The organism is Synechococcus sp. H60.3 (genome assembly GCF_047462295.1).
In the GTDB taxonomy this organism is placed as follows: Bacteria; Cyanobacteriota; Cyanobacteriia; order Thermostichales; family Thermostichaceae; genus Thermostichus.
This window is the reverse complement of record NZ_JANSIY010000093.1, coordinates 1-10,402: the sequence shown is the minus strand read 5'-3', so window position 1 is coordinate 10,402 and position 10,402 is coordinate 1. Positions and strand designations below refer to the sequence as shown.

The window sequence follows — 10,402 nt, the reverse complement described above, 5'->3', positions numbered from 1 at the left end:
CGTTAAGAATCCCCCGCCTGTAGACGGTGGGGGCGTCAAACAGCGCTGAGTTGGGCTAACGGCCCAGACCAGGGGGGCACCGTTCTCGAAGTACTCGGCAATCTTCCCCCCGATTTCTTCTACGGTGTTGCTGGCAGATAGTACTTCAACTGCCAGCTCCGGAGCACCCTCCAAAAAGCCGGTGGGCAGCTCGGTCACCCCTTGCAAGCATTCCCTTCCCTACTACAAACAAAATAGGGGCCAGGGCACAACAAGGGATCCCTAGATCAAGCCCTGATCCAAGATCGCGCGGGAACGGGCAATAGCTGCTCTCAAGTTGGCCCGCTGGGTGTAGCGCATCGTCATGGCAGCAGTCGTATGGCCCAGCAAGTGCTGGATAGGCTCAGGGGCAACGCCGCGATCCAGCAGCAGAGTGGCAAAGCTGTGGCGAAACTGGTGGGGGGTTTGGTGGCCCGGCTCAGGCTCGGTGAGCTTAAGCACAATATGACGTAGGCCATCGTAGGTGAGGGGACGACCCCGGTAGGCCGGGCAGCGGGATTGGGAGACAAACAAGGGATCCGTCGGCGCGCACGGGCCCCGTTCTTGGCTTAGATATTGTTGCAGCAGCTCGGAGAGGGGATCCCCGACCGCCACAGCGCGGGGTTTACTTCCCTTGCCACAGCGCACCTCCAACAGGGATCCCTCAGGGCTGATCCGAAAATCCTGCACCGTCAAGTCCAACAGCTCCCGCGCCCGTAGGCCGCACTCCAGCAGCAGGCGGATCAAGGCTGCGTAGCGCAGAGAATGGGTCTGGGCCCGCTGCAGAACCCGCTGCAACAACAGCCGATCCAGGTCGCGAGGCAGACGAGCGGGCAGGCGGGCAGGTCGAATGGCCTGGGTGGGCAAGGGATCCGGAAAGTAGCCTCGCTGGCTGGCCCATTCAAAAAATTGTTGCAGCGCCAGCCGCTTCAGGTTGTAGGTAGCGGGAGAGGCAGGCGGATGGATCCACTGGCCCGAACGGTTGCGCAACGGACGCCCCCTCAAGCTGTTTAAAAAAGACTGAACGTGGGACGGCTGCACCTGTCCCAGCGGCACCGGGCAAGTTTTGGCAAACTACTCCAGAGCAATGCGGTAGGTGCGGCGGCTGGTTGGGGCCAGATCCCGCTCCTGCAAAAATTGCAGCACCAACTGGCTGAGGCTGGGCACAGGGCAGCTCGACTGACGCTGGAGATGGGCCTGTTGAACCGAGTCGGGCCAGGGATCCCTCATCTGCAAGACCAGCAACCCTCAACTCACCCTTAACTCTAACTTCCGGCAAGCCGCAGTTCAAAGCGGGATCCCAAACGACTTCTGATTGGATTGCTACTGGCTGGGCAGCAGGTGTTGGGTGATGAAATCCGTGTACACTTCGCCCCGTAAAAAAGCCTCGTGGCGCAGGATCTGCTGGTGGAAAGGGATCGTGGTGGGCACGCCGGTGATGGCGCATTCCCCCAGTGCCCGCTGCATGCGGCGGATAGCTGCCGCCCGGTTGGGCCCCCAGACGATCAGCTTGCCCAGCAGCGAATCGTAGTAGGGGGGAATGGTGTAGTCGGTGTAAATGTGGGAGTCCATGCGCACCCCCGGCCCCCCAGGGGGCAAATAGGCGCTGATGGTGCCCGCGCAAGGGCGAAACTGCTGCTTGGGATCCTCGGCGTTGATGCGGCACTCGATGGCATGGCCCCGCAGTTCCACATCCTTCTGGCGAAAGGTCAGAGGTTGACCTTGGGCGATGCGAATTTGCTCGGCAATCAAATCCAGCCCCGTCACCATCTCGGTAACCGGATGCTCCACCTGGATGCGGGTGTTCATCTCGATGAAGTAGAACTGGCCGTTTTTATCCAGCAAAAACTCCACCGTGCCCGCCCCCACGTAGTTCACTGCCTTGGCTGCCTTCACCGCTGCTGCTCCCATGCGGGCGCGCAAGCTCGTGGTCAAAGCCGGGCTGGGGGCCTCTTCCAGCAGCTTTTGGTGCCGCCGCTGAATTGAGCAATCCCGCTCGTACAGGTGCACCACATTGCCGTGGCTGTCGGCCAAGATCTGAAACTCCACATGGCGGGGGCGCTCGATAAACTTCTCCAGGTAGATCCCGCCATTGCCAAAGGCCGCCTGGGCTTCCCCCTGGGCAGTGCGCATCATCTTCAGCAATTCTTGGGCATCTCTGGCCACCCGCATGCCCCGCCCCCCGCCGCCGGCAGTGGCTTTGATGATCACGGGGTAACCGATTTTCTCCGCCAGCTTCACTGCTTCTTCATCAGAGGTGATCAAGCCGCGGCTGCCGGGCACGGTCGGCACGCCCACCGCTTGCATAGTCTCGCGGGCCGTGGCTTTGTCGGCCATTTTGCGCATCGCCTCTGGCGAGGGGCCGATGAAGATCAAGTTGTGGTCGGCACACATCTCGGCAAACTTGGCATTCTCCGCCAAGAACCCGTAGCCCGGATGAATAGCATTGGCGCCGCGGGTAAGGGCTGCCGAGATGATGTTGGGAATGTTGAGGTAGCTTTTGGCCACCGGGGCATCCCCTACACAGACGGCCTCGTCCGCCAGTTGGACATGGAGCGAGTTCTGATCCGCAGTGGAGTAGACGGCCACGGTGCGGATCCCCATTTCCTGACAGGTGCGGATGATGCGCAGGGCAATCTCGCCTCGGTTGGCAATCAGGATCTTGGTGATGGGCGGCATGAGGGGCGTTTGAGGTTAGAAAAATCTCGGCCGCTAAAGACCAGCGGTCCGTGCAAGGTAGGGTACGCAGGTGCTGATCCTACTATGGCAAGCAGACGGAAGGATCCAGATGGGGATCCCACATCTGGTCAATCCAGCCGACACCCTAGCTGGAGCTGAGGCGGCAGGGATCCGGCTTCAGCAGGATCCCAGGGGCGCAAAGGATCTCCAGGTAGAGGTTGATCTGGGTGCGAGCCATCAGAGTACAGGCTTGCGGGGGGCAAAACTCTGGTTTCTCTAGTTGTCGGAGCGAGGCCATGGCCCCAGCCACTCTCCGCCGCGAAAGCGCCAGCGGGGAAACAAAATCCGCATCACCACCCAAGCGCTGAGGTAAAGGCAAACCCAGACCACGCTGTAGTGGAGAATAAAGTCGCCCAGGTCAAACCGTTGGCTTGGAATATGGGGAAGGCCCACCAGACTCAGGACTGTGCCCAAGAAAAGCCCTTCCCAAATGCCGGCCAAAAGCTGCAGAATCCCAGGCCAATCGTGATCCCACCTCCACCCCATCAGGTAGTTATAGACAACATCCCAAACACAGCCAAACAAACCTACGTAGAACAGCACCCAAAAATAGGTAAGGCTGCCTCTATGTCCAGTCAGTCCAAAGTAAAAAGGCAAAGTCGCTAAAACACCTACAGTAGCCAGTAAAAAAATGCGGGTTTGCCAACGGCCAATGAGAGTGGGTGTCATGGTTTCCTCCAGTTTCGTTGGCCCAAATCGTTAGTTCGTTTGGCTTCAGTTCAAAGGCTAAGGGCTGAGGTTCAAGGCCCACTTGCACCACTGCCACAGGGAGCGGATCCCTTCTAGACCTTTAACCCCTGGTGCCCCCAGCCGAGCCAAGTGCTCCACCGATCGATGGGCACAGTACTGCAGGCCCAAAAACGTATCCACCGGCGCATAGGGTCCACCTAAGGTGATGATCCCGGCAGCGTACATCCGTCCATCCCCGTTGCGCATCTCCACCAGCTCAAAATCGTTGGAAACATGTAGGCGTCCATGGGGATTGAGGGGCAGATTGTAGTGGGTAATCAGATCATTGAGGAGGGGATTGGTCATGGGATCCGAAACCAAGCCCGTGCAATCGATAACAAAATCGGCTTCCACCTTCAATTGAATGTTGTTGTGGGTACCTCGAATGTAGGTTACCGGCTTGCCTTTGTCGCCGAGAACCACCGATTCCACCTTGCCAAAGACAATCGAGTACCAGCCCTCCTGCAGCCCTTGCCGCACAATCCGCCGCCACCTGCGCCGACTTGCCGTTGTGGTGCCGCCCCAGGCTTCCAGTAGTTCGCGCCGTTCCAGGGGGGTTGCTGCTTCCAATTTGGCGCGCAGAACCCCACCCCAAGTGCCCTTGGGCCAGTTGAAGGGCTGAAACTCCCAATGGTTCTCCACTACTCGTTTGGCCCGTCCGAAGCGATTGCCACTCTTGGGCGCACGGCTCAGATGCACCACCGAGATGCGAGGGTTGACTTTGCGGGCTTCGTAGAGGCGCTCCAGCACCTGAGAAGCGACGATCCCGAACCCCCGCATCAAAACGGTGCCGCCTTGTTTTTCCAATTGCTCATAAACGTGATCATGGGGCTCGTAGCCGTGTACCACCGACTTTAGATCGCCAGTTTTTTCCCGAAACTCTTGCAGATCGTTGAGCAGTCTGATGGCTGGGTACCCAGTTGCCAAATGCACGTACTTGGCCACCATAAAGCGGTGATCTGTATGGCCGGGCCGCGTTGCCGAATAGGCTACTACGTATCGCCCATCCTCCGTTTTGCGAACGGCGCGAATATGGCCGTAGCAAAGCATTTGATCCCAGCCAATGCGAGCTGATTCCCGATCCATCGAGGCAAATACATTCCCTGCCAGCGGTGTGTAGGTATCTGCCAACAAAGGCTCACTAAAGACCTGCCACAAAAAGCCGAGTGCTTCCAACAATCGGCCAGAGAAAAAAGAGCGCCAGGCCTCTCGCAAGGCATAGCCGGGCCAGCCCCAAATGTTGTCCGGACAAGAATCGGAGCCAGAGCGAATTCGCTTCCAGCGGGGGATCTGGCAGTTGGTCAACAGCCGTTCATAGCGTTCGTAGGGTTTACGGGCAATGCTGATGACGCGGATATGTTCGGATCTGACTCCATAAATGCGCAGGGTATCCACCCAAGCAAAGCTGCCAATACCACCGCCCAAAGCCAAATAGAGGGTCTCCTCCACAGGTAGGCCAGTGGCTTTGAGGGCACTCAGGGCAATTTGCTTAGCTCGGAACAAGTCCGGTGGGGGGAAGTCGGATCTGGCCCGCACCTCGGGAAGTTCCTCCGGGGCGAAAACCACTGTGGAAGCTGGGGGAACCTCAAGTGCGGTGTCGGGTTGGGTGGCCGGGCGAATGAGGTCGGTGCGGGGCTCCAGCAAAAGGGTGGGGGTGCCGAGCAATAGGGTGGCGTTGGGATCCCTCAGCAAACTGACGGTGATGCTGTAGGGGCCGAGCTCCACCACTTCCCCGCCCTGCAGCACCCGGCGTGCTTGTCGGATTTTTTCCCCATTGATGCGGCTGCCGTTGGCACTGCGATCCTCGTAGATGACCTGACCATCCTCACCGAGATAGATAAGGGCGTGGTAACGGGAGATCTCCCGGCTAGCAAACACCGCCCGGGCCACTTCTTGCCCCTGCCATTCCTGGGGCAGTTGGGCCAGCTCTCTGCCCAAGGCAAGAGGCAATGGAAAAATCAGCTCTTGCTGTTCTTCGGTAATGGGATCTTCCCAGCTTAGTTGAATTTGCATGGCTTTTGTTCACCTCTGTAAAGGTAAAAATGACTCAATCGAGAACAACACAGAACAATGTAATCTCATGAGTCACCATGGACTTGGCTTGGGATCCCTTTTTCAACTGCTGGGCTCCAAGAGAAAAATGGAACGGTTTAGTTCTCTAGGCAGGAGATCGCGGGGCTCTGTCAGCCTCTGGAGGAGGGATCACCAGCGAAGCACTTAAGACCAAATGTCCGCAATAGGGGCAATTTTGGCCCTGATATTCCGGGGGCAGGTAGTGAGGGTTTTCCAGGCGGCTGCACTTAACCTTGAGGGTGCCCAAAGTCCCGCGGTTCAGAGAAACCCCTTGATCTTTTCCGGCAACCTCTATGGATTTTATGCTCAGCACAATACGCCCCAATTGAATTTGGCTATTGGCCTCGAGCGCAGGCTCTTCCTGAATGATTTTTCGGCCATTCACCCAAATGGGGTTGGGTTGCTTAGGCGGCAAACGATCCCGGGTCAAGTTGCGAATGTAAAACTTGAGAGTTTTGGGATCGAGATAAAGCCCGGCATGGATTCCTGAGACCGAGCGAGTTGGGTCGTTGAGCACCACATCGCAGCCGGGATCCCGCCCGATGGTAACCAGCTTGCCGAGGACGGGCGACACCGTTTGAGATCGGCGCCGGTCGGCCTCGACCCATTCCAGGGTTAGTTGATACACGATTTCATGCTCCACGGTTCAACGCCTCCGTTCCCTGTGATCGACCTCAGCCTATCAAAAAGTCAGCTTAGAAAGGAAAAGATGTCTTTTTCGTCAAAATTGTTATCCCTTTGGTTAACTGTAACCTATCTTCTTGAACAGAGGCTCGTGCTGATTGAGATCACCTGAGTTAGGTTTTCCGAATTACATCTCTTTGCCTTTCCGCTTGAAACACTACCCAAGCGCTCCCCGCCATGGAGCCTAGAGCTGTAAATTTCCAGCGATCCCCGGAGGATGCATGTTTTGTGTTCTTCACACCTCTGGCCAAACAGTTTTCAAAGCACTCCACCAAACGTAAACTAGCCCACAGCTAAAACGGAGGGCTTTTAGCAACCCAGCCACGAACTTCTAGTCTGGCCTGTAGCAGCCCCAGCTAGGGAAATCCCCTTGGCTGCGTCGGAGTCCACATCCCCTCCCACTCACAAGCCGGATTGACACCTGGTTTTGGATACAGACAGGGCTGACGCTTTCCCGCTTGGCCTATGGGTTGGTGTGGGTGCCAGTAGCAGCGGGGGCTTGCAGGGTGGCCTCTTTCGCGCAGCAAGCCGTAGGCCCCTCTTGGTCGCCTGCTCTGGAGTTGAAGCCAGCTTGCAGACCTGGGTAGCGCCTGCTAGCCAGTAACAGCCTCTCTATTCCACGTTGGCAGGCAGCGCCCCCCTCACCGTTCGCGCCAGCAGGCCAACAGCCTTTTCATCCAAGAGCTGCTGCGTTGCAAAGAGTCAATGACCCCGCCACCGCCTTCCCCCCCAACTGATGAATCGGCTCTCACAGGCCAACGATCTGGGTATTTTCAAAGGTGGAGAGAATCCTGTCCAAATCCTGAGCTTGCAGGGAGTAGGTGGCAGTAGCGTCGTTGCCAAACTGGATCTCGTCTCCGTCCTCGAGATCGCGAAACTCCACCCGCTCCCCCCGGATGTAGAGGCCGTTGGTGCTGGGCGTGCCATGGATGTCTCCATCGATGATTTGGTAGGTAAACCCATCGGGAGAGGAGGGAGATTCGGTCTTCACCAAAATGGCGTGGTGGCGGGAGACGTATTGGGAGTCGATGCGGATGCTGTTGCTCGGATCCCGCCCCAGGGAATAGAGCTCGGCTGTCAGCCAGTAAGCCTTTGGCCCGTGGCGATCCTTGACGATCAACACGTGGTTGAGGGTAGGTCGGCGAGGGGGCGTGGTCATGGCGGACACCCACTGGCACAACATGGGAATAGGATAGTCAAAACATAGCATGGGATCCAAGGCGTGAACCCTGGCCGGTTTGTCTGGCAGACCCCTTCGCCCCGCTGGCGAGTGAGACGACGTTCCTTGACGCTGCCGGAGAGGTGTCAAGAGATAGGCCAGGTAGGCCCCTGTTCAAGACGGAGTCCCAGGGGATCCCATCTCGTGGCTGTTTTTAACTCTGCAAAATCTCCCCGCCCCCCGAGTTGGCAATCGGTGCTTTGAGGAAAGGATCAGAAGGCCGAGTAGATTTTTGTAACAATTCCTCTCATAATAAGATCTGGTGATGCAAATGCCTCCCAGACCATGAATGGCTCGCAACCGGATCCCGTCAACCCGCCCAAGCCCTCCAGGGTACCGAAGCTAATCGAGTTGCCGGAAGATGAAGCCGATGCGCAGGTTGGCGATCCCATGCGCATGCAGCGCTATGAATGTCGCTCTTGTGGCTATGTTTACGAGCCGGCCAAGGGGGATCAGCTCAATCGGATCCCGGCAGGTGTGCCCTTTGAGGAGCTGCCTGCCGACTGGAGATGTCCGGTGTGCCGCGCCGGCAAGCGCCTGTTTCAAGCGGTGGGCGCCAAGGGCAAGCCTTCCGGTTTTCAAGAGAACTTGCGCTACGGCCTGGGGGTCAATGTAATGACCCCTGCCCAAAAGAACCTACTCATCTTCTTGGGATTGGCGCTGGGATTTTTGTTTTTGATGAGTTTCTACTTCGTCGAGTGATGGCCAAGATGCTTAAGCTCTGGAGACTGGTGCTGCTGGCTGCCTTCTCTCTCTTGCTGATGGCGGCGCGGATGCCAGACATGAAGGTGGTGCCCTGGCAACAAGTCGAGGTGCCCACCCAGAACATCCTGCTGGACATTGCTTTCACCGGCACCAACCCTTCTCATGGCTGGCTGGTGGGCGATAAAGCGACGCTGTTGGAGTCTCAGGATGGTGGCCTCCACTGGCAGGTGCGCAAGCTGACGGCACTGGAGCCGGAAGCCTACCTGAGCTCGATTAGCTTTGCTGGAGCAGAAGGCTGGGTGGTGGGGCAGCCGAAGATCCTCCTCCACACGCTCAACGAGGGATCCGACTGGACTTCCATCCGCCTCAGCAACCAACTGCCGGGGGAGCCGCTCCTGATCCAAGCCCTGGGGCCTGGGGCTGCTGAGATGGTAACCAATGTGGGGGCCATCTACCGCACAGAAGATGGGGGACAGACCTGGCATGCCCAGGTAGAAGAACCGATTGGGGCAATTAAAAACATTGCCCGCGGCCCAGGAGGAGAGTATCTGGCCGTGTCATCGCGGGGCAGCTTCTACTTTCTCTACACCCCCGAAAGTCGGTCCTGGAAGCCGTATCCACGGGAAAGCTCTCGCCGCATTCAGAACATGGGCTTTGGCCCCAACGGCAGCGCCTGGAAATTGAACCAAGGGGCGGAGATTGCTTTCACGGACGACTTCACCTCCGGCGAGTGGTCCAAGCCGTTGCGCCCTGGGCGAGCCCTCAGCTTTGGCTATCTGAATGCGGCCTACCAGAACGACCACGACTTATGGGTGGTAGGCGGCGGCGCTACCCTCATCCATAGCCCCGATGGCGGCAAAACCTGGGAGCAGGCCAAGCAATTGAGCAACATTCCCGCCAATTTCTACAGCATTGAGTTTTTCGGCCCGGAGCAAGGGTTTATCCTCGGGCAGCGGGGTACTCTCCTGCGCTACGTTGATCTCAACGGCTCCTAACACGGGTGAGCACACGCGCCAGGGACACAGCTTCACCTCTGCGGCTGTTGGTTGCGGCCAGCGGAACGGGAGGACATATCTTTCCGGCGCTGGCCGTTGTCGAGCAGTTGCCCACCTGGCAGATTGAGTGGCTGGGGGTGCCGCAGCGGCTGGAGGCGAAGCTGGTGCCGGATCGCTACCCGCTGCACCGAGTGGCCATGTCCGGCTGGCAGGGATCCCCCTGGCAGAAGCTGGGATCCCTGGGTCAGTTGGCATGGGCAACGCTGCAGGTGCAGCGGATCCTTAGGAAAGGACGGTTTGACGCTGTACTGACCACCGGCGGCTACATCGCCGCCCCGACCATCTTGGCGGCTCGCTCGCTGGGGGTGCCGGTGTTGCTACATGAGTCCAACTGCCTTCCGGGCAAGGTGACCCGCTGGCTGGGGAGATTTTGTCGGCTGGTGGCCCTGGGCATGGCGGAAACGGCAGAGCATTTGCCAGGGGCGATCACCTGCGTGGTGGGCACGCCGGTGCGATCGGAGTTCTATCAGCCCCAGCCCTTGCCCGCGGATCTGCCAATTCCGGAGGGGGATCCTTTGATTGTGGTGATGGGGGGAAGCCAGGGGGCACGGGGCCTGAACCGCATGGTGGCCGCCTGTGCCCCGGCCTGGTTGGAGGCAGGGGCCTGGATTGTGCATTTGACCGGCGGCAGTGAGGTTGGGATCCCTTCCCATCCCCGCTACCGCGCTTTTCCTTTCCGCACCGATGTGGCGGCCCTGCTGCAGCGGGCAACTTTTGCCATCAGCCGAGCTGGCGCCCTCAGCCTGGCAGAGTTGTGGGCCACCGCCACCCCCGCCATTTTGATCCCCTATCCTTTTGCCGCCGAAGACCATCAGTATCACAACGCCCTGGCCTTTGTGGAACGGGGTGGGGGAGTGGTCATGCGAGAATCTGAGGAGAATCTAGCCTTGCTGCGGCAGACGGCGCTGGCCTGGCTGGCTCAGCCCCAGCTGGTTGCCCAAATGGCCGCCAACTTGAAGGCGACAGCTCTTCCCGCTGCCAGCAAGGCAGTTGCCCACCTGCTCCAGAAGATCTGCCGAGATTCTGCCCGTTAACTCCCCCAGCAGAACCTTGGGGCTCTGCTGCAGGGAACTGTGTAGAGGCGTCTTGACAGTGCCTTTGTAAGTTCGTTTATGGACTGCGTAAGAATCCCCCGACTTTAGTGGAGGAGTGTCAAGAATGTCCCTCCGCCCCGCTGCGG

At 58.6% G+C, this 10,402-nt stretch carries 11 protein-coding genes; 3 read left to right on the top strand and 8 right to left on the bottom strand.

Annotation, left to right across the window (positions count from 1 at the left end):
• The 8 genes from NW841_RS09900 to NW841_RS09865 form a co-directional block, all read right to left on the bottom strand.
• A partial coding sequence (locus NW841_RS09900) for a Uma2 family endonuclease (protein ID WP_414366871.1) occupies positions 1-198 on the bottom strand: 198 nt, incomplete at its 3' end.
• Positions 199-261: 63 nt separating this feature from the next.
• Positions 262-1,008, bottom strand: a complete 747-nt coding sequence (locus NW841_RS09895; protein ID WP_414386226.1) for a tyrosine-type recombinase/integrase — start codon at positions 1,006-1,008, stop codon at positions 262-264.
• A gap of 84 nt (positions 1,009-1,092) precedes the next feature.
• Positions 1,093-1,248, bottom strand: a complete 156-nt coding sequence (locus tag NW841_RS09890; RefSeq protein WP_414366868.1) for a hypothetical protein — start codon at positions 1,246-1,248, stop codon at positions 1,093-1,095.
• 93 nt (positions 1,249-1,341) lie between these two features.
• Complete coding sequence (gene accC, locus NW841_RS09885; protein ID WP_414366862.1) at positions 1,342-2,697, bottom strand: acetyl-CoA carboxylase biotin carboxylase subunit; 1,356 nt, start codon at positions 2,695-2,697, stop codon at positions 1,342-1,344.
• A gap of 276 nt (positions 2,698-2,973) precedes the next feature.
• Positions 2,974-3,426: a hypothetical protein gene (locus NW841_RS09880; RefSeq protein ID WP_414362169.1), complete on the bottom strand. Its 453-nt coding sequence runs from the start codon at positions 3,424-3,426 to the stop codon at positions 2,974-2,976.
• Between the two features lie 57 nt (positions 3,427-3,483).
• Positions 3,484-5,499: an FHA domain-containing protein gene (locus tag NW841_RS09875; RefSeq protein WP_414386225.1), complete on the bottom strand. Its 2,016-nt coding sequence runs from the start codon at positions 5,497-5,499 to the stop codon at positions 3,484-3,486.
• A 145-nt stretch (positions 5,500-5,644) separates the two neighbouring features.
• Entirely contained in the window at positions 5,645-6,187 is a 543-nt protein-coding gene (locus NW841_RS09870) for an FHA domain-containing protein (RefSeq protein ID WP_414386224.1), read from the bottom strand.
• Between the two features lie 804 nt (positions 6,188-6,991).
• Positions 6,992-7,402, bottom strand: coding sequence for an FHA domain-containing protein (locus NW841_RS09865; protein WP_414364298.1), 411 nt, complete (start codon positions 7,400-7,402; stop codon positions 6,992-6,994).
• A gap of 345 nt (positions 7,403-7,747) precedes the next feature.
• Between NW841_RS09865 and NW841_RS09860 the strand changes: the two genes are divergently transcribed.
• From NW841_RS09860 to murG, 3 genes are read left to right on the top strand one after another with little or no spacing between them, the layout of a single operon-like run.
• Positions 7,748-8,164 (top strand): rubredoxin, encoded by a 417-nt coding sequence (locus NW841_RS09860; protein WP_414364300.1) that lies wholly within the window; start codon positions 7,748-7,750, stop codon positions 8,162-8,164.
• Positions 8,164-9,162 carry a photosynthesis system II assembly factor Ycf48 gene (locus tag NW841_RS09855; RefSeq protein ID WP_414377721.1) on the top strand — a complete coding sequence of 333 codons (999 nt, stop codon included), beginning with the start codon at positions 8,164-8,166 and terminating at the stop codon, positions 9,160-9,162. The genes NW841_RS09860 and NW841_RS09855 overlap by 1 nt, the downstream gene beginning before the upstream one ends.
• Before the next feature lie 5 nt (positions 9,163-9,167).
• Positions 9,168-10,256: an undecaprenyldiphospho-muramoylpentapeptide beta-N-acetylglucosaminyltransferase gene (murG, locus tag NW841_RS09850; RefSeq protein WP_414386223.1), complete on the top strand. Its 1,089-nt coding sequence runs from the start codon at positions 9,168-9,170 to the stop codon at positions 10,254-10,256.
• Positions 10,257-10,402 lie beyond the last annotated feature (146 nt).